The 17,673-nt window shown below is 52.5% G+C and carries 20 protein-coding genes; 16 read left to right on the top strand and 4 right to left on the bottom strand.

The features are described from left to right. The first annotated feature begins 9 nt into the window (after positions 1-9). The 15 genes from pdxB (at position 10) to hisP (ending at position 14,290) form a co-directional block, all read left to right on the top strand. Complete coding sequence (gene pdxB, locus OGY04_RS20750; RefSeq protein WP_032944094.1) at positions 10-1,146, top strand: 4-phosphoerythronate dehydrogenase PdxB; 1,137 nt, start codon at positions 10-12, stop codon at positions 1,144-1,146. 68 nt (positions 1,147-1,214) lie between these two features. Then, positions 1,215-2,228, top strand: coding sequence for an aspartate-semialdehyde dehydrogenase (locus OGY04_RS20745; RefSeq protein WP_008785360.1), 1,014 nt, complete (start codon positions 1,215-1,217; stop codon positions 2,226-2,228). Next, complete coding sequence (truA, locus tag OGY04_RS20740) at positions 2,228-3,040, top strand: tRNA pseudouridine(38-40) synthase TruA (RefSeq protein WP_003028142.1); 813 nt, start codon at positions 2,228-2,230, stop codon at positions 3,038-3,040. Before OGY04_RS20745 ends, truA begins: the two co-directional genes overlap by 1 nt. A 24-nt stretch (positions 3,041-3,064) precedes the next feature. Next, positions 3,065-3,724, top strand: a complete 660-nt coding sequence (locus OGY04_RS20735) for a DedA family protein (protein WP_003028140.1) — start codon at positions 3,065-3,067, stop codon at positions 3,722-3,724. Positions 3,725-3,873: 149 nt separating this feature from the next. Then, positions 3,874-4,788 (top strand): acetyl-CoA carboxylase, carboxyltransferase subunit beta, encoded by a 915-nt coding sequence (accD, locus tag OGY04_RS20730; RefSeq protein ID WP_003834797.1) that lies wholly within the window; start codon positions 3,874-3,876, stop codon positions 4,786-4,788. A gap of 192 nt (positions 4,789-4,980) precedes the next feature. Next, positions 4,981-6,249: a bifunctional tetrahydrofolate synthase/dihydrofolate synthase gene (folC, locus tag OGY04_RS20725; protein ID WP_071445209.1), complete on the top strand. Its 1,269-nt coding sequence runs from the start codon at positions 4,981-4,983 to the stop codon at positions 6,247-6,249. Next, positions 6,239-6,907, top strand: coding sequence for a cell division protein DedD (gene dedD / locus OGY04_RS20720; RefSeq protein ID WP_003834793.1), 669 nt, complete (start codon positions 6,239-6,241; stop codon positions 6,905-6,907). The genes folC and dedD overlap by 11 nt, the downstream gene beginning before the upstream one ends. 213 nt (positions 6,908-7,120) lie before the next feature. Beyond that, a complete protein-coding gene (gene cvpA, locus OGY04_RS20715) occupies positions 7,121-7,609 on the top strand; it encodes a colicin V production protein (protein ID WP_003028129.1) in 489 nt (162 codons plus the stop codon). Positions 7,610-7,642: 33 nt separating this feature from the next. Then, complete coding sequence (purF, locus tag OGY04_RS20710) at positions 7,643-9,160, top strand: amidophosphoribosyltransferase (RefSeq protein WP_003028127.1); 1,518 nt, start codon at positions 7,643-7,645, stop codon at positions 9,158-9,160. A 96-nt stretch (positions 9,161-9,256) separates the two neighbouring features. Then, the gene (locus OGY04_RS20705; protein WP_060683492.1) at positions 9,257-9,826 is read left to right on the top strand and encodes a UbiX family flavin prenyltransferase; all 570 of its coding nucleotides are present in this window, start codon (positions 9,257-9,259) and stop codon (positions 9,824-9,826) included. 287 nt (positions 9,827-10,113) lie between these two features. Beyond that, entirely contained in the window at positions 10,114-10,896 is a 783-nt protein-coding gene (gene argT / locus OGY04_RS20700) for a lysine/arginine/ornithine ABC transporter substrate-binding protein ArgT (protein ID WP_006683634.1), read from the top strand. A gap of 247 nt (positions 10,897-11,143) precedes the next feature. Then, positions 11,144-11,926: a histidine ABC transporter substrate-binding protein HisJ gene (gene hisJ, locus OGY04_RS20695; protein ID WP_003028120.1), complete on the top strand. Its 783-nt coding sequence runs from the start codon at positions 11,144-11,146 to the stop codon at positions 11,924-11,926. Between the two features lie 186 nt (positions 11,927-12,112). Continuing rightward, the gene (locus OGY04_RS20690) at positions 12,113-12,799 is read left to right on the top strand and encodes a histidine ABC transporter permease HisQ (RefSeq protein ID WP_003028118.1); all 687 of its coding nucleotides are present in this window, start codon (positions 12,113-12,115) and stop codon (positions 12,797-12,799) included. Next, positions 12,796-13,503 carry a histidine ABC transporter permease HisM gene (gene hisM, locus OGY04_RS20685; RefSeq protein ID WP_003028116.1) on the top strand — a complete coding sequence of 236 codons (708 nt, stop codon included), beginning with the start codon at positions 12,796-12,798 and terminating at the stop codon, positions 13,501-13,503. Before OGY04_RS20690 ends, hisM begins: the two co-directional genes overlap by 4 nt. A gap of 13 nt (positions 13,504-13,516) precedes the next feature. After that, a complete protein-coding gene (hisP, locus tag OGY04_RS20680) occupies positions 13,517-14,290 on the top strand; it encodes a histidine ABC transporter ATP-binding protein HisP (protein ID WP_003028114.1) in 774 nt (257 codons plus the stop codon). 33 nt (positions 14,291-14,323) lie between these two features. Here hisP and OGY04_RS20675 read toward each other — a convergent pair whose 3' ends face one another. The 4 genes from OGY04_RS20675 to yfcG form a co-directional block, all read right to left on the bottom strand. Then, the gene (locus OGY04_RS20675; RefSeq protein WP_286585973.1) at positions 14,324-14,839 is read right to left on the bottom strand and encodes a GNAT family N-acetyltransferase; all 516 of its coding nucleotides are present in this window, start codon (positions 14,837-14,839) and stop codon (positions 14,324-14,326) included. Between the two features lie 71 nt (positions 14,840-14,910). Next, a complete protein-coding gene (locus OGY04_RS20670; RefSeq protein ID WP_003834782.1) occupies positions 14,911-15,804 on the bottom strand; it encodes a TIGR01777 family oxidoreductase in 894 nt (297 codons plus the stop codon). A 20-nt stretch (positions 15,805-15,824) separates the two neighbouring features. Further along, on the bottom strand, positions 15,825-16,187 hold the full coding sequence (gene folX, locus OGY04_RS20665) for a dihydroneopterin triphosphate 2'-epimerase (protein ID WP_003028107.1): 363 nt from the start codon (positions 16,185-16,187) through the stop codon (positions 15,825-15,827). A gap of 54 nt (positions 16,188-16,241) precedes the next feature. After that, complete coding sequence (gene yfcG, locus OGY04_RS20660) at positions 16,242-16,877, bottom strand: GSH-dependent disulfide bond oxidoreductase (RefSeq protein ID WP_020996685.1); 636 nt, start codon at positions 16,875-16,877, stop codon at positions 16,242-16,244. A gap of 134 nt (positions 16,878-17,011) precedes the next feature. On the opposite strand from yfcG, the gene yfcF reads away from it, so the two are divergent. Further along, positions 17,012-17,656 carry a glutathione transferase gene (yfcF, locus tag OGY04_RS20655; protein WP_003834778.1) on the top strand — a complete coding sequence of 215 codons (645 nt, stop codon included), beginning with the start codon at positions 17,012-17,014 and terminating at the stop codon, positions 17,654-17,656. The last annotated feature ends 17 nt before the right edge of the window (positions 17,657-17,673 follow it).

Below are 17,673 nucleotides of genomic sequence, written 5' to 3'. Positions count from 1 at the left end.
GCGAAAGACGTGAAAATCCTCGTTGATGAAAATATGCCCTATGCCCGCGAACTGTTCAGTCGTTTGGGGGAGGTCAAAGCGGTTCCCGGTCGTCCGATTCCCGTTGCTGAACTGGATGATGCGGATGCTTTAATGGTGCGCTCGGTGACGAAAGTAAATGAATCACTGCTTGGCGGAAAACCGGTTAAATTTGTCGGTACGGCAACCGCTGGCACAGACCATGTAGATGACGCCTGGCTTGCGCAGGCGGGGATCGGTTTTTCCGCCGCGCCCGGTTGTAACGCAATAGCGGTCGTAGAATATGTTTTTTCAGCGTTGCTGATGCTGGCGGAGCGCGACGGGTTTGCGTTACGCGATCGCACCGTAGGCATTGTGGGTGTGGGCAATGTGGGCGGGCGTTTGCAGGCGCGTCTGGAAGCGCTGGGGATCCGCACGCTGTTGTGCGATCCACCGCGAGCCGATCGCGGTGACGAAGGCAATTTCTGCTCGCTGGATGAACTGGTTGAGCAAGCCGATGTGCTGACTTTCCATACCCCACTGTTTAAAGACGGGCCGTACAAAACGCTGCACATGGCGGATGACGCGCTAATTAGCCGGTTGAAGCCGGGCACCATTCTGATCAACGCCTGCCGTGGGGCGGTCATCGACAATACGGCATTGCTGAACCGATTGAATGCCGGTCAGTCGCTGAGCGTTGTGCTGGATGTCTGGGAAGGAGAGCCGGATCTCAATGTGGCGTTGCTGGAGAAAGCCGATATCGGCACGGCGCACATTGCCGGGTATACCCTCGAAGGAAAAGCGCGTGGCACCACGCAGGTCTTTGAGGCCTATAGTAAGTTTATTGGTCACGAGCAGCACGTTGCGCTCAGTACCCTGTTACCCGCGCCGGAATTTGGTCGTATCACCCTGCATGGCCCGTTAGATCAGCCAACGCTGAAAAGGCTGGTGCATTTAGTGTATGATGTGCGCCGCGATGATGCGCCGCTGCGCAAAGTCGCTGGAATTCCGGGTGAGTTTGATAAACTGCGTAAAAATTACCTTGAGCGTCGTGAATGGTCGTCTTTATATGTGATGTGTGACGACGCAACGGCCGCTGCCTTATTGTGTAAGCTGGGTTTTAACGCTGTTCATCATCCGGCACATTAATGTCTTCTTAATGCTCCCTGTCGAATAATGCGACAGGGACGCTTACGTATTTCTTGGAGTAAATCACCATGTCTGAAGGCTGGAATATTGCCATTCTGGGCGCAACGGGCGCCGTAGGCGAAGCCCTGCTCGATACGCTGGCTGAACGCCAGTTCCCGGTCGGTGAAATTTATGCGCTGGCGCGTAATGAAAGCGCCGGTGAACATCTGCGTTTTAACGGTAAATCGGTCATAGTACAGGACGTTGCAGACTTTGACTGGACGCAGGCACAGTTGGCATTTTTTGTTGCGGGCGCTGAAGCCACCGCCGCATGGGTAGAAGAAGCCACTAATGCGGGTTGCCTGGTGATCGACAGCAGCGGTCTGTTCGCGCTTGAGCCAGACGTTCCGCTGGTGGTTCCGGACGTTAACCCGTTCGTGCTGGCGGATTACCGTAACCGCAATGTGATTGCAGTGCCTAACAGTCTGACCAGCCAACTGCTGTCTGCGCTGAAACCGTTGATTGATGACGGTGGGCTTTCGCGTATTACGGTGACCAATATTATCTCAGCTTCCGCTCATGGCAAAAAAGCGGTGGATGCGCTGGCCGGACAGAGTGCGAAACTGCTTAACGGTATCCCGATTGACGAAGATGATTTCTTTGGCCGTCAGTTGGCATTCAACATGCTGCCGCTGCTGCCCGATCGTGAAGGTAGCGTGCGTGAAGAACGTCGTATCGTTGATGAAGTGCGTAAAATTATGCAGGATGACGGTCTGCTCATCTCTGCCAGCATCGTGCAGTCCCCGGTATTTTATGGCCACGCGCAGATGGTAAATTTTGAGGCCCTGCGCCCGTTGGCGGCGGAAGAAGCGCGCGATGCGTTTTCACGCGGTGAAGACGTGGTGTTGTCGGAAGAGACCGACTTCCCGACCCAGGTTGGCGATGCATCGGGCACGCCGCACCTTTCTATTGGCTGCGTGCATAATGATTACGGTATGCCAGAGCAGGTTCAGTTCTGGTCTGTGGCGGACAACGTACGCTTTGGCGGCGCGTTAATGGCGGTGAAAATTGCGGAAAAACTGGTGCAGGAGTACCTGTACTAATGTCTGACCAGCAACAGCCGTCAACCCATAAAATTGCGCTGGGCATTGAGTATGACGGCAGCAAATATTATGGCTGGCAGCGCCAGAACGAAGTGCGTAGCGTTCAGGAAAAACTGGAAAAAGCGCTCTCTCAGGTGGCGAATGAACGCATCAATGTTTTTTGTGCAGGACGCACGGATGCGGGCGTTCATGGCACTGGGCAGGTCGTGCATTTTGAAACCACTGCCCAGCGTAAAGATGCGGCCTGGACACTGGGGGTAAATGCGAATTTACCTGGTGACATCGCCGTGCGCTGGGTTAAAGCTGTACCCGATGATTTTCATGCCCGATTTAGCGCCACGGCTCGCCGTTATCGCTACATCATCTACAATCATCGGTTGCGCCCTGCGGTTTTGGGTAAAGGGGTAACCCATTACTATGAACCGCTGGACGCTGAGCGTATGCATCGTGCGGCCCAGTGTCTGATTGGCGAAAATGATTTTACCTCGTTTCGAGCGGTGCAGTGTCAGTCGCGCACGCCGTGGCGAAACGTGATGCACATTAACGTCGAACGTTTCGGTGCATATGTGGTGGTGGATATTAAAGCGAATGCCTTTGTACATCATATGGTCAGGAATATTGTCGGCAGCCTGATGGAAGTTGGCGCCAACAACCAGCCGGAGAGCTGGATAGCAGAACTGTTAGCAGCAAAGGACAGAACGCTGGCAGCGGCAACGGCGAAAGCGGAAGGACTGTATCTGGTTGCGGTAGATTACCCGGACCGGTTCGACCTGCCAAAACCGCCAATGGGCCCGCTATTTCTGGCGGACTAATTTGAGTCGTATAAAGGCAAAACTATGGACCTGATTTACTTTCTTATCGATTTTATCCTGCACATTGATGTGCACCTGGCGGAGCTGGTTGCGGAATACGGTATCTGGGTATACGCCATTCTGTTTCTGATCCTGTTTTGTGAAACCGGGCTGGTGGTGACACCATTCCTGCCAGGGGACTCGCTGCTGTTTGTTGCGGGTGCGCTTTCTGCGCTGCCAACCAACGATCTTAATGTTCATCTGATGGTGGCACTGATGATTGTGGCGGCGATTGTGGGCGATGCGGTGAACTACACGATTGGCCGATTGTTCGGGGAAAAACTTTTCAGTAACCCGAACTCCAAAATTTTCCGCCGCAGCTACCTGGATAAAACCCATGCGTTCTACGAGCGTCATGGCGGTAAGACGATTATCCTGGCGCGTTTCGTGCCTATCGTGCGTACATTTGCGCCGTTTGTTGCCGGTATGGGACATATGTCCTACCGTCACTTTGCGATGTATAACGTCGTAGGTGCATTGCTGTGGGTATTGTTGTTCACCTACGCAGGCTACCTGTTCGGCGATCTGCCGATCGTCCAGGAAAACCTGAAATTATTGATTGTGGCGATTATCGTCCTTTCCGTATTGCCGGGGGTGATTGAAGTAATTCGCCATAAGCGTGCTGCGTCACGGGCTGCAAAATAGAAAGTAACTCAGCGGTTCGACCACTTTTTTATCCAAAGTTTCGGGCTGTTATGTTTTAATGTGCAACATTCATGGTCTGTTAGGGGCAAAAATGGCATTATGCGCCCCTTATAACAAAGCTGACTAGGGTTCAGGCAGAAAGGTCACCAATGAGCTGGATTGAACGAATTAAAAGCAACATTACTCCCACCCGCAAGGCAAGCATTCCTGAAGGGGTGTGGACCAAGTGTGATAGCTGCGGTCAGGTTTTATACCGTGCTGAGCTGGAACGTAATCTTGAGGTCTGTCCGAAGTGTGACCATCATATGCGCATGTCGGCGCGCAATCGCCTGCATAGCCTGTTAGATGAAGGTTCTCTTGTGGAACTGGGTAGCGAGCTTGAGCCGAAAGACGTGCTGAAGTTTCGTGACTCCAAAAAATACAAAGACAGACTGGCTTCTGCGCAGAAAGAAACCGGCGAGAAAGATGCGCTGGTGGTGATGAAAGGCACACTTCACGGTATGCCGGTCGTTGCTGCGGCATTCGAGTTCGCGTTTATGGGCGGCTCCATGGGCTCTGTGGTCGGCGCGCGTTTTGTCCGTGCCGTTGAGCAGGCGCTGGAAGACAACTGTCCGCTGATCTGCTTCTCCGCTTCTGGCGGGGCGCGTATGCAGGAAGCGCTGATGTCTTTGATGCAGATGGCGAAAACCTCTGCTGCGCTGGCGAAAATGCAGGAACGCGGTTTACCGTATATTTCTGTACTGACCGACCCAACAATGGGTGGTGTTTCCGCAAGCTTCGCGATGCTGGGCGATCTCAACATTGCAGAACCGAAAGCACTGATCGGCTTCGCTGGTCCGCGTGTTATCGAGCAAACCGTACGTGAGAAACTGCCGCCGGGATTCCAGCGCAGCGAGTTCCTGATTGAAAAAGGCGCTATCGATATGATCGTTCGCCGTCCGGAAATGCGCCTGAAACTGGCAAGCATCCTGGCGAAGCTGATGAATCTTCCTGCGCCGAATCCGGATGAGCCGCGTGAAGGCGAAGTGGTACCTCCGGTTCCCGATCAGGAACCAGAGGCCTGATAGTTTACGCTATGGGTTTCGGGTTGCAGGCAGGCGACAAGAGTGTTAATCCCGATGAACTTACACCGTTAAGTGATTCGGGAGAGCGAGTACAGCCAACACATCTGCAACGTGGAAAACGACGTGTAAAAAAGGGCAGGCCGGTTGGCGCTGCCCTTTTGCTTTTCTCAACGTAAAGAATCTACAGGCATCATGGACAATAAACGTATCCCTCAAGCCGCGTCGCCCCTGGCGTCGTGGCTTTCTTATCTTGAAAACCTGCACAGTAAAACCATCGATCTGGGCCTTGAACGCGTCAGCCAGGTGGCGCGTAAACTGGGGGTGTTGAAACCTGCGCCATTTGTTTTTACGGTGGCAGGAACCAATGGGAAAGGCACAACCTGTCGTACGCTGGAATCTGTGCTGACTGCGGCAGGCTATAAAGTTGGGGTGTACAGTTCGCCTCATCTGGTGCGCTACACGGAACGCGTACGCGTGCAGGGGCGTGAACTGCCGGAATCAGCTCATACCGCCTCGTTTGCTGAGATTGAAGACGCACGTGGTGACATTTCCCTGACTTACTTTGAATACGGTACGTTATCGGCACTCTGGCTGTTTAAACAGGCCCAACTGGATGTTGTTATTCTGGAAGTGGGGTTAGGCGGCCGCCTTGACGCCACCAATATCGTCGATGCCGATGTCGCAGTAGTCACCAGTATTGCGCTTGACCATACTGACTGGCTGGGCCCGGATCGCGAAAGTATTGGTCGTGAGAAGGCGGGGATTTTCCGCGCAGAGAAACCGGCCATCGTCGGCGAACCGGAAATGCCTTACACCATCGCAGATGTCGCTCAGGAGTGCGGGGCGATTTTGCAACGTTGCGGTGTGGACTGGCGCTATGCGGTCACAGAGAACGACTGGTCGTTTACTGATGCTCATGGAACGCTGGCGCACCTGCCGTTGCCGCAGGTGCCACAACCTAACGCTGCAACCGCACTGGCCGCACTGCGCGCAAGCGGCCTTAACGTCAGCGAGCAGGCCATTCGTGACGGTATCGAACAAGCGATTTTACCGGGACGCTTCCAGATTGTGAGCGAGTCACCGCGGGTGATTTTTGATGTTGCCCATAACCCGCATGCGGCGGAGTATCTGACCGGACGTCTGAAAAAGTTAGTGAAAAGCGGGCGTGTACTTGCGGTTATCGGTATGCTACATGATAAAGATATTGCAGGTACGTTGGCCTGGCTGAAAAGTGTGGTTGACGACTGGTACTGTGCGCCCCTGGAAGGGCCGCGTGGTGCAACGGCAGAACAGCTGCTGGAGCACCTGGGCAAAGGCAACGCTTATGACAGCGTGGCGCAGGCATGGGCTGCGGCACTTGCTGAGGCGAAGCCAGAAGATACCGTGTTGGTGTGTGGATCGTTTCACACTGTCGCACATGTCATGGAAGTAATAGACGTGGGGAGAAGCGGTGGCGAGTAAGTTTCAGAATCGATTAGTCGGCACAATTGTGCTGGTCGCGCTCGGGGTGATTGTGCTTCCCGGGCTGCTTGACGGCCAGAAAAAGCATTATCAGGATGAATTTGCAGCGATCCCACTGGTGCCTAAACCCGGCGATCGCGATGAACCAGACATGATGCCTGCAGCAACGCAGGCACTGCCGACTCAGCCGCCGGAAGGGGCGGCAGAAGAGGTGCGTGCGGGTGATGCTGCCGCGCCATCGTTGGATCCATCACGTTTGACGACGGCAAACAGCGCGGAGTTAGATCCTGTCCCTGCGCCTGTGGAACCACCGAAACCTAAACCGAAGCCGCAGCCTGTTGCTGTCGCCCCGACGCCAACGCCGGCACCGACTCCAGCGCCGAAACCGGCCGCTGAGGAAGCGCCAGCCCCAACCGGCAAAGCGTATGTTGTACAGCTCGGTGCATTGAAAAACGCGGATAAGGTCAATGAGATCGTGGGTAAACTTCGTGGCGCGGGCTTCCGGGTATATACTTCCCCGTCAACGCCGGTGCAGGGTAAAATAACCCGCATTCTCGTAGGACCTGACGCCTCCAAAGATAAGCTGAAGAACTCGCTGGGCGAGCTGCAGAAGATCTCTGGTTTGAGCGGGGTGGTGATGGGGTATACCCCTAACTAAGGGATTGCGTTACGTTGCTCTGATGTAGGCCGGACAAGGTGTTTACACCGCCATCCGGCAGTGTCCGAAGAGGCATAAAATCGTATGGCGTTGAAGATTTTTTCAGCGCCATTTTTATTTACGCGTGGAAAGGAAATCCCTACGCAAACGTTTTCTTTTTCTGTTAGAATGCGCCCCGAACAGGACGACAGGGCGTAAAATCGTGGGACACATATGGTCTGGATTGATTACGCCATTATCGCGGTGATTGGTTTTTCCTGTCTGGTTAGCCTGATCCGTGGCTTTGTTCGTGAAGCATTATCGTTGGTGACTTGGGGTTGTGCTTTCTTTGTCGCCAGCCATTACTACACTTACCTGTCTGTCTGGTTTACGGGCTTTGAAGACGAACTGGTTCGAAATGGGATTGCTATCGCGATACTGTTCATCGCGACACTTATCGTCGGCGCTATCGTTAACTTTGTGATAGGCCAACTGGTAGAGAAAACAGGACTGTCGGGTACCGACAGAGTGTTGGGGATTTGCTTCGGTGCTTTGCGTGGAGCGTTGATCGTCGCCGCCATACTGTTCTTTCTCGATACCTTTACCGGTCTGTCGAAAAGTGAAGACTGGGGTAAGTCACAGCTGATCCCGCAGTTCAGTTTCATCATCAGATGGTTCTTTGACTATCTGCAAAGCTCGTCAAGTTTCTTGCCCAAAGTATAAACTTTGGGTCGTTGCTGAACGAGGAAAAGACGTATGTGCGGTATTGTCGGTATCGCCGGTGTTATGCCGGTAAACCAGTCGATTTATGACGCGTTAACGGTGCTCCAGCATCGTGGTCAGGATGCTGCAGGCATCATCACCATTGATGCCAACAACTGCTTCCGCTTGCGTAAAGCAAACGGAATGGTGAGCGATATTTTTGAAGCGCGCCATATGCAGCGTTTGCAGGGCAATATGGGCATCGGTCATGTGCGTTACCCAACGGCTGGCAGCTCCAGCGCCTCCGAAGCTCAACCTTTTTACGTCAACTCACCGTATGGCATTACGCTTGCCCACAATGGCAATCTGACCAATGCGCATGAGTTGCGTAAAAAGCTGTTTGAAGAAAAGCGCCGCCACATCAATACCACTTCAGATTCTGAAATTCTGCTGAATATTTTCGCCAGCGAGCTGGATAACTTCCGCCATTACCCGCTGGAAGCCGACAATATTTTTGCGGCCATTGCGGCAACCAACCGCCAGATTCGCGGCGCCTATGCCTGCGTGGCGATGATTATCGGTCACGGTATGGTTGCCTTCCGCGACCCTAACGGTATCCGTCCGCTGGTGATGGGCAAACGCGATATTGGCGATGGCCGTACCGAGTACATGGTGGCGTCTGAGAGCGTAGCGCTGGATACGTTGGGCTTTGAATTCCTGCGCGACGTAGCACCTGGCGAAGCGGTGTACATCACCGAAAAAGGCCAGCTGTTTACCCGTCAGTGTGCCGATAACCCGGTGAGCAATCCATGTCTGTTTGAATACGTTTACTTCGCACGTCCTGACTCCTTTATCGACAAGATTTCCGTCTACAGCGCCCGTGTGAATATGGGGACTAAGCTTGGCGAAAAAATTGCCCGTGAGTGGGAAGATCTGGACATCGACGTAGTAATCCCAATCCCGGAAACCTCCTGTGATATCGCGCTGGAAATTGCTCGTATTCTCGGTAAGCCGTACCGCCAGGGGTTTGTGAAAAACCGCTATGTGGGCCGTACCTTTATCATGCCGGGCCAGCAGTTGCGTCGTAAATCTGTGCGCCGTAAGCTGAACGCTAACCGTGCGGAATTCCGTGATAAAAACGTGCTGTTGGTGGATGACTCCATCGTGCGTGGCACCACCTCAGAACAGATTATCGAGATGGCGCGTGAAGCCGGAGCGAAGAAGGTGTATCTGGCCTCTGCCGCCCCGGAAATTCGCTTCCCGAACGTTTATGGCATCGATATGCCTACGGCGACGGAGTTGATTGCGCATGGTCGTGAAGTGGACGAGATTCGCCAGATAATCGGCGCAGATGGTCTGATCTTCCAGGATCTGAACGATCTGATTGAAGCTGTCCGTGCTGAGAACCCGGATATTCAGCAGTTTGAATGTTCAGTGTTTAACGGCGTGTACGTTACTAAAGACGTCGACCAGCAATATCTCGATTTCCTCGACTCCCTGCGTAATGACGATGCCAAAGCGGTATTGCGTCAGAACGAAGCGGAAAACCTTGAGATGCACAACGAAGGTTAATGTTTGCTCGCAAGCAAGGGCGCAACCTGCGTCCTTGCTTGCAACTCACAGTAATTTCCTGCAAAGTCGGCCCTGAGCAAGTAAGGGCGATTACACATGAAACGACTCATCATTGGTATTTCTGGTGCAAGCGGGGCAATTTACGGCGTGCGCCTGTTGCAGGTATTGCGTGACGTCACTGATGTGGAAACCCACCTGGTGATGAGTGCCGCTGCCCGACAGACGCTGGCGCTGGAAACGGACCTCTCTGTGCGCGACGTGCAGGCGCTGGCAAATGTGAATCATGATAGCCGTGATATCGCCGCCAGTATCTCCTCCGGCTCTTTTCAGACCGCCGGAATGGTTATTCTGCCTTGTTCAATCAAAACGCTTTCTGGCATCGTCCACAGTTACACCGATGGGCTGCTTACCCGTGCGGCGGATGTGGTGTTGAAAGAACGCCGTCCGTTGGTGCTGTGTGTACGCGAAACGCCGCTGCATCTGGGGCATTTGCGATTGATGACGCAGGCGGCAGAAATTGGGGCGGTAATTATGCCACCTGTCCCGGCGTTTTATCATCGTCCGCAAACGCTCGATGATGTGATTAATCAAACGGTTAATCGCGTGCTTGACCAGTTTGATATTACCCTTCCACAGGACCTGTTCACCCGCTGGCAAGGGGCGTAAGCCGTTCCATCAGCGTGCAAAGAATCATCCGTTGCCCTGTTTCAGGGCAATTTTGTAACCGCGATCATATCCTCAACATTTAATTCGTTAAAACTCAACGAAACGCTGCGGTTCAACCGCCAGACCTGCTATCTTCAAAATCAGGACATTATTGCAACGTTTTATTAACATATTTAACGTCGAATATCCTCATCGACGCGAAAATGGCATAAGACCTGCATGAAAAAGTCTGCAAACACACAACACAACGTAAAACATAATAAAATTACGCCACTTGAGGGTTATGTATGAAGAAGACGGTTCTTGCTTTGTCTTTGCTGGTAGGACTCTCCGCCACCGCGGCCAGCTACGCAGCACTTCCGCAGACGGTTCGTATTGGTACAGATACAACGTACGCTCCTTTTTCCTCTAAAGATGCCAAAGGCGACTTTGTCGGCTTCGATATCGATCTGGGAAATGAGATGTGTAAGCGCATGCAGATCAAATGCACTTGGGTTGCCAGTGACTTTGATGCGCTGATCCCATCGCTGAAAGCGAAAAAAATTGATGCCATCATCTCCTCGCTTTCTATCACCGAAAAGCGTCAGCAAGAGATTGCGTTCTCAGACAAACTTTACGCTGCAGACTCACGTCTGATCGCCGCGAAAGGCTCCCCAATTCAGCCGACTCTGGATTCCCTCAAGGGTAAACACGTTGGCGTCCTGCAAGGCTCTACTCAGGAAGCCTATGCCAATGACAACTGGCGCAGCAAAGGCGTGGACGTGGTGGCCTATGCGAACCAGGACCTCATCTATTCTGACCTGACGGCAGGCCGTCTGGACGCGGCATTGCAAGATGAAGTCGCGGCCAGCGAAGGCTTCCTGAAGCAGCCTGCTGGTAAGGATTACGCTTTTGCCGGTCCGTCGGTGAAAGATAAAAAATACTTTGGTGACGGAACCGGGATTGGCTTGCGCAAAGATGATGCAGAGCTGAAAGCCGCTTTCGACAAAGCGCTGGGCGAACTGCGTAAAGACGGCACCTACGACAAAATGGCGAGCAAATATTTTAATTTTAATGTCTACGGCGATTAATACAGCGGCGTGGGGAATTGACTGCACCATTGCGGGTAACCATTTCGGTGCATAATAAATTCAGTGCACTGTTTTGGTGCTTTTATCGCTGACTTAATAAGCATGAGTGCATACTTAAGCGCTTTTCATGCAAATAAATACCGCCGACAGGGTAGAATGCTTTGCCTTGTCGGCCTGATTAATGGCACGATAACTGCACCTGGTCCTGTAAAGATCCCCTATAAAAGACAGTCTGTTGAGGATAGTTATGAAAAAACTGGTGTTGTCTCTTTCTCTGGTTCTGGCTTTCTCCAGTGCTACCGCAGCATTTGCAGCCATTCCGCAAAAAATTCGTATCGGTACCGATCCTACTTATGCGCCGTTCGAATCGAAGAATGCGCAGGGTGAATTAGTCGGTTTTGATATCGATCTGGCTAAAGAACTGTGCAAACGTATCAATACGCAATGTACCTTCGTGGAAAACCCGCTGGACGCGCTGATCCCTTCGCTAAAAGCGAAGAAAATCGATGCCATCATGTCCTCGCTTTCCATTACTGAAAAACGTCAGCAGGAAATCGCATTTACCGACAAGCTTTATGCAGCCGATTCGCGTCTGGTTGTCGCTAAAGATTCTGCTATTCAGCCGACCATTGAGTCGCTGAAAGGCAAACGTGTTGGTGTGCTGCAGGGCACTACCCAGGAAACGTTCGGCAACGAACACTGGGCGCCAAAAGGTATTGAGATTGTCTCTTATCAGGGGCAGGACAATATCTATTCTGACCTGACTGCCGGGCGTATTGACGCCGCGTTCCAGGATGAAGTCGCGGCCAGCGAAGGCTTCCTGAAACAGCCAGTCGGTAAAGATTACAAATTCGGCGGCCCGTCTGTGAAAGACGAGAAGTTGTTCGGCGTGGGTACCGGTATGGGACTGCGCAAAGACGATAACGAGCTGCGCGAAGCGCTGAATAAAGCCTTTGCCGAAATGCGAGCTGACGGTACTTACGAGAAGCTGGCGAAAAAGTACTTCGATTTTGATGTTTACGGCGGTTAATTACCGCAGGTGCTGATAAAGCCCGTAGATTTTTGACGCGTTGAATTTATGCCCGATGGCGCTGCGCTTATCCGGCCTACGGTGATTTTGTAGGCCGGATAAGGCAAGGCCGCCATCCGGCATTTAACGGTTAGTCTGAAATCAAAAGAGGCTTACTACTCCACCACACACGACAGGACAGGCAGCATGTTGTATGGCTTTTCAGGTGTTATTTTACAGGGCGCAATTGTTACGCTGGAGCTGGCACTCAGCTCGGTGGTACTGGCGGTTCTGATAGGTCTTGTCGGCGCAGCAGCAAAGCTGTCGCAAAGCCGGGCAATGGGGCTTATTTTCGAAGGGTACACAACGCTAATCCGCGGCGTGCCCGATCTGGTCTTAATGCTGCTCATCTTCTACGGATTACAAATCGCGCTGAATACCATTACCGATGCCATCGGTATCGGCCAGATTGATATTGATCCGATGGTTGCGGGCATTATCACCCTTGGATTCATCTACGGCGCCTATTTTACCGAAACTTTTCGCGGTGCGTTTATGGCTGTACCAAAAGGCCATATTGAAGCCGCGACGGCGTTTGGCTTTACCAGCTCACAAATATTTCGTCGCATTATGTTCCCGGCGATGATGCGTTATGCCTTACCGGGAATCGGCAATAACTGGCAGGTTATTCTTAAGGCTACGGCGCTGGTATCGTTGCTTGGGCTTGAAGACGTGGTGAAAGCGACTCAGCTTGCCGGGAAGAGTACCTGGGAGCCGTTCTATTTTGCCGTCGTGTGCGGGGTCATCTATCTGGTGTTTACCACTGTTTCTAATGGTGTGCTGCTGTACCTTGAGCGCCGCTATTCCGTGGGTGTGAAGAGGGCTGACCTGTGATCGAGATTATTCAGGAATACTGGAAGTCCCTGCTGTGGACCGACGGATATCGCTACACTGGCGTCGCTATCACCCTGTGGCTTTTGATTTCGTCAGTAGTGATGGGCGGAATACTGGCACTCTTTTTGGCGATTGGTCGCGTTTCCAGTAATAAATTTATCCAGTTTCCCATCTGGCTGTTCACCTATATTTTTCGTGGGACGCCGCTGTACGTTCAGTTACTGGTGTTTTATTCCGGGATGTATACGCTGGAAATAGTTAAAGGCACGGACTTCCTCAACGCGTTTTTCCGCAGCGGGCTGAATTGCACCGTGCTGGCGCTGACGCTGAATACCTGCGCCTATACCACGGAGATTTTCGCCGGGGCTATTCGTTCCGTGCCTCACGGTGAGATTGAGGCTGCGCGCGCATACGGTTTCTCGTCATTCAAACTGTATCGATGCATTATTTTACCTTCCGCGCTGCGTATTGCGCTGCCGGCATACAGTAATGAAGTCATTTTAATGCTGCACTCCACGGCGCTGGCATTTACGGCCACGGTGCCAGATTTGTTGAAAATCGCTCGCGATATCAACTCGGCAACGTATCAGCCGTTTACCGCCTTCGGTATTGCCGCTGTGCTGTATTTGATTATTTCGTATGTCCTGATCAGTCTGTTCCGTAAAGCGGAAAAACGCTGGTTGCAGCATGTATCCTCTAAATGATTCGAGTAACACGATGTCTGAAAATAAATTAAACGTTATCGATTTACATAAGCACTACGGCGAACATGAAGTGCTGAAAGGGGTATCGCTGCAGGCCAACGCGGGTGATGTTATCAGCATTATTGGTTCGTCAGGTTCCGGTAAAAGTACCTTCCTGCGCTGCATTAACTTTCTCGAGAAACCGAGTGCCGGGTCGATTGTCGTCAGCGGTCAGAACATTGGTCTGGTGCGCGACAAAGACGGCCAGTTGAAGGTTGCGGACAAAAATCAGCTACGCCTGCTGCGTACGCGTCTGACGATGGTCTTTCAGCACTTTAATCTGTGGAGTCACATGACAGTGCTGGAAAACGTCATGGAAGCGCCGATTCAGGTGTTGGGGCTGAGCAAGCAGGAAGCTCGCGACCGTGCGGTGAAGTATCTGGCTAAAGTGGGCATTGATGAGCGCGCACAGGGCAAATATCCGGTGCACCTGTCCGGTGGTCAGCAGCAGCGTGTTTCCATTGCCCGTGCGCTGGCGATGGAACCGGAAGTGTTGCTGTTTGATGAACCTACGTCGGCGCTTGATCCTGAGCTGGTGGGTGAAGTGCTGCGCATTATGCAACAGCTGGCTGAAGAGGGGAAAACCATGGTGGTGGTGACCCACGAAATGGGGTTTGCCCGTCATGTTTCCACGCACGTGATTTTCCTGCATCAGGGGAAAATTGAGGAAGAGGGTGACCCGGAGCAGGTATTTGGTAATCCGCAAAGCCCGCGTTTGCAACAGTTCCTTAAAGGATCGCTGAAGTAAGTCAACAGCCCGGAGGCGCTACGCTTTCCGGGCTTACAATTTTAGCGCGTCGCGCTCCAGCCGAAACACCCAGTCGTCGTAGGCGATGCCGTCAATCTCATACGCCTTTTCCAGTACCTGCGTACGTACAAAGCCTGTCTTTTCCAGAATACGGATTGAACCCTTGTTATCCGCCAGCGCGTATGCGTTTATCGCCGTCACACCTGCATGCCCGAAGGCATACTGGCACACCGCGCGCACGGCTTCGCTGGCAATACCTTTCCCCTGAGCCTGTGGCATGATGGCGTAGCCGAGGTCGGCTTCCTGCGGGTAAAGATGGCTGATTTGCAGACCAATATCGCCAAGTGGCGTCGGGCTGTTATGTTCGCGGATGACGAAAGTGTGCTGTGCGGCCAGACGTCTGGCGAATAACAGCCGCGTATCTTTCGCCGGGGCGATGTTGCCCATATAGCGCATGACTTCAGGACATTCACGGAGTTTCTGGAAAAATGACCAGTCAGAAAATTGAAACAAAGAGAGGGTAAGTCGGGGAGTCGATATTATCGCCATAACGTCGCCATTGCGGAAATCTGGTCTATAACCTTACCACCACAACGGCGACTGTGAATAGTGCTTAGGGGTTATCGGATGACATCCGCCAGCGCTTCTTCTAAATCGTACCAGCGAAACGTAAAACCGGAAGCTTCCAGGCGTTTGGGCAATGCGCGTTGTCCACCAAGGACCAGTACTGACGATTCCCCCATCAGCAGTCGCATAGCGGTGGCGGGAACGCGCAGAATTGCAGGGCGGTTCAGAGCGTGACCCAGCGCGTGGGCAAACTGCTCATTGTGCACCGGGTATGGCGAAACCATATTGAAGGGACCACGTAGATCGTTATTCAGCAGCCAGATAATTCCGTTGACCATATCATCAACATGGATCCAGGCCATATACTGGCGTCCGTTACCGATCGGGCCGCCTAAGCCAAGACGAAACGGCGGGACCATTTTTGCCAGAATGCCGCCTGCTGAGGCCAGTACCACGCCGGTACGCAGCATACACACGCGGGTTTTGTCGCTTTGCGCAGTGCTGGCAATTTGCTCCCAGCGGGCGCACAGCTTGTGGGTAAATTCGTTATGCGGTGGCTCTTCTTCAGTGACTACAACTTCGCCTAAATCGCCGTAGTAACCGGTAGCGGAACCGGAGATTAACACTGAGGGCGGCGTCTCGCTCGCATTGATTAAATCGACCAGTTTCTGCGTAATGCCCCAACGGCTCTGGCACAAGCGTTCCTTTTGCTGTGCGCTCCAGCGCTTATCTGCAATAGGCTCTCCGGCAAGGTTAATCACGGCATCAATATTATTGAGATGTTGCCGCTCTTCCAGTCCTTTCCATAACGTGACCCGAGAGTCGAGAATCTGACGAGCCTTATCAGGGGTACGTGTCACTACGATTATCTGATGCCCCAGTTCCAGCAGGCAGGGGATCAGATGACGTCCAATCAGGCCAGTACCGCCGGTAATCAGAATCTGCATGTCGCCTCCCGGGTTACGTTTTAGCGCTGCCAGCTCAGCGTCATTGATACTGAGTCGGCGTAACGCAATGCGTGAAGTTTATCTATCTCGACTTCAGCATAAGTGACCCAGTGATGTTCGCGTGCGATATCGAGCACATCTTGAGTTAATTTTTCTAACAATGAGAAGCGGTTACCCTCCACGTGGGCAATGATGCTTTTGGTTATAGTGCGGTAATTCAGCGCGTCGTTGATATCTTCGCTGGTACGGGCTTTGTCTGCCGGATAGTGAATGGCAATATTGATGACGATATCCTGGCGATTAAGGATCTCCTCTTCTTTGATGCCGATAAAGGTGCGCAGACGAAGGTTTTTTATACGAATAATGGCGTCAGGTTGTGACATTGCAGGTTTCCTCCATGTATGAACCTCTGCATGATACACGAGAACCGAATTGCGTCACCGCTTCTCACTCAGTGCTTGCTGCATGGCGCGTTCCGTGGCAGGACGCGTACGGATGCGTTCGTGCCAGTTATTGACCGCCGGGTAATTGTCGAGGTCGATGCGCTGACGCTGATGGGCGTGGATCCACGGCCAGCAGGCAATGTCAGCAATGCTGTAGTGATCGCCTCCCAGCCAGGGTGACGTTTCCAGACGTTTATTCATCACGTTGTACAGGCGCTGGGTTTCAACCTGGTATCTTTCAATAGCGTAAGGGATCGTTTGCGGAGCGTAATGACTGAAATGATGATTCTGCCCCAGCATGGGACCCAGACCGCTGACCTGCCAGAACAGCCACTGCAGCGTGGTGTGGCGTTCGCGTAATTCACCGCTGAGCAGCTTACCGCTCTTCTCCGCCAGATAGAGTAAAATTTCTCCGGACTCAAACAAGCTGATGGGCCTTCCGCCATCTTCCGGCGCATGATCGATAATGGCCGGGATTTTATTGTTCGGCGAGATCAGCAGAAAATCGGGGCGAAACTGGCTGCCTTTGCTGATATCGACATGAATCAGACGGTATTGCAGCTGTGCCTCTTCAAGAAACAGCGTGATTTTGTGACCGTTTGGCGATGGCGTGTAATAGAGATCGATCATTTTCAGCATCCGTTTTGTCATGAACCGGGTCATTACAAGTATAGAGCCTGTTGGCGTGCGTGAGTTTTCATCAAGTGACAGCGAGAGAAAGACTCTATATTTTGAAAGCAAGCCAATACACTTCAGAGGACATTATGAGCAAATCTGCAATTACGCTGTGGTCAGATGCCAATTTTTTCTCCCCCTACGTGCTGTCTGTTTATGTCGCTCTGCAAGAGAAGGGGCTACCTTTCACGCTGAAAACCGTTGATCTCAATAGTGGTGAACACTTGCATCCTTCATGGCAAGGTTACGCCTTGACGCGCCGCGTACCGGTTCTTGAGATCGATGGTTTTGAACTGAGCGAATCATCAGCGATTACGGAATTCCTGGAAGAGAGCTTTGCACCGCCACAGTGGGAGCGTATCTACCCACACGATGTACAAAAGCGCGCTCGGGCGCGCCAGGTTCAGGCGTGGATCCGCAGCGATTTAATGCCTATCCGTGAGGAACGATCAACAGATGTCGTTTTTGCTGGCGTGAAGAAAGGACCGTTAAGCGAAGCGGGAAAAGCCAGTGCGGAAAAACTGTTCGCTACTGCGAGCAGTTTACTGAGCCACGGTAAGCAGAATTTATTTGGCGAATGGTGTATCGCTGACTGTGATTTAGCGCTAATGCTTAATCGCCTGGTCCTGAATGGTGATGAGGTTCCAGAAGCGCTTGCGGAATACGCCACCTTCCAGTGGCAGCGCGCTTCAGTACAGCGTTTTATCGCGCTTTCAGCGAAGCGTTCCTGCTGAAAAACGGGCCGTAATCC

The organism is Citrobacter sp. Cpo091, assembly GCF_030332645.1.
Taxonomy (GTDB): Bacteria; Pseudomonadota; Gammaproteobacteria; order Enterobacterales; family Enterobacteriaceae; genus Citrobacter; species Citrobacter portucalensis.
This window is presented reverse-complemented; position numbering and strand designations above follow the sequence as displayed.

Excerpts from the sequence above, each read along its gene's own strand:
- OGY04_RS20670 (WP_003834782.1), bottom strand. The coding sequence starts at position 15,804 with ATGCAGATTCTGATTACCGGCGGTACTGGCCTGATTGGACGTCATCTG.
- OGY04_RS20735 (WP_003028140.1), top strand. The coding sequence starts at position 3,065 with ATGGACCTGATTTACTTTCTTATCGATTTTATCCTGCACATTGATGTG.
- yfcF (WP_003834778.1), top strand. The coding sequence starts at position 17,012 with ATGAGCAAATCTGCAATTACGCTGTGGTCAGATGCCAATTTTTTCTCC.
- truA (WP_003028142.1), top strand. The coding sequence starts at position 2,228 with ATGTCTGACCAGCAACAGCCGTCAACCCATAAAATTGCGCTGGGCATT.
- yfcG (WP_020996685.1), bottom strand. The coding sequence starts at position 16,877 with ATGATCGATCTCTATTACACGCCATCGCCAAACGGTCACAAAATCACG.
- folC (WP_071445209.1), top strand. The coding sequence starts at position 4,981 with ATGGACAATAAACGTATCCCTCAAGCCGCGTCGCCCCTGGCGTCGTGG.
- OGY04_RS20745 (WP_008785360.1), top strand. The coding sequence starts at position 1,215 with ATGTCTGAAGGCTGGAATATTGCCATTCTGGGCGCAACGGGCGCCGTA.
- accD (WP_003834797.1), top strand. The coding sequence starts at position 3,874 with ATGAGCTGGATTGAACGAATTAAAAGCAACATTACTCCCACCCGCAAG.
- argT (WP_006683634.1), top strand. The coding sequence starts at position 10,114 with ATGAAGAAGACGGTTCTTGCTTTGTCTTTGCTGGTAGGACTCTCCGCC.
- OGY04_RS20705 (WP_060683492.1), top strand. The coding sequence starts at position 9,257 with ATGAAACGACTCATCATTGGTATTTCTGGTGCAAGCGGGGCAATTTAC.
- hisP (WP_003028114.1), top strand. The coding sequence starts at position 13,517 with ATGTCTGAAAATAAATTAAACGTTATCGATTTACATAAGCACTACGGC.
- hisJ (WP_003028120.1), top strand. The coding sequence starts at position 11,144 with ATGAAAAAACTGGTGTTGTCTCTTTCTCTGGTTCTGGCTTTCTCCAGT.
- OGY04_RS20675 (WP_286585973.1), bottom strand. The coding sequence starts at position 14,839 with ATGGCGATAATATCGACTCCCCGACTTACCCTCTCTTTGTTTCAATTT.
- purF (WP_003028127.1), top strand. The coding sequence starts at position 7,643 with ATGTGCGGTATTGTCGGTATCGCCGGTGTTATGCCGGTAAACCAGTCG.
- OGY04_RS20690 (WP_003028118.1), top strand. The coding sequence starts at position 12,113 with ATGTTGTATGGCTTTTCAGGTGTTATTTTACAGGGCGCAATTGTTACG.
- folX (WP_003028107.1), bottom strand. The coding sequence starts at position 16,187 with ATGTCACAACCTGACGCCATTATTCGTATAAAAAACCTTCGTCTGCGC.
- cvpA (WP_003028129.1), top strand. The coding sequence starts at position 7,121 with ATGGTCTGGATTGATTACGCCATTATCGCGGTGATTGGTTTTTCCTGT.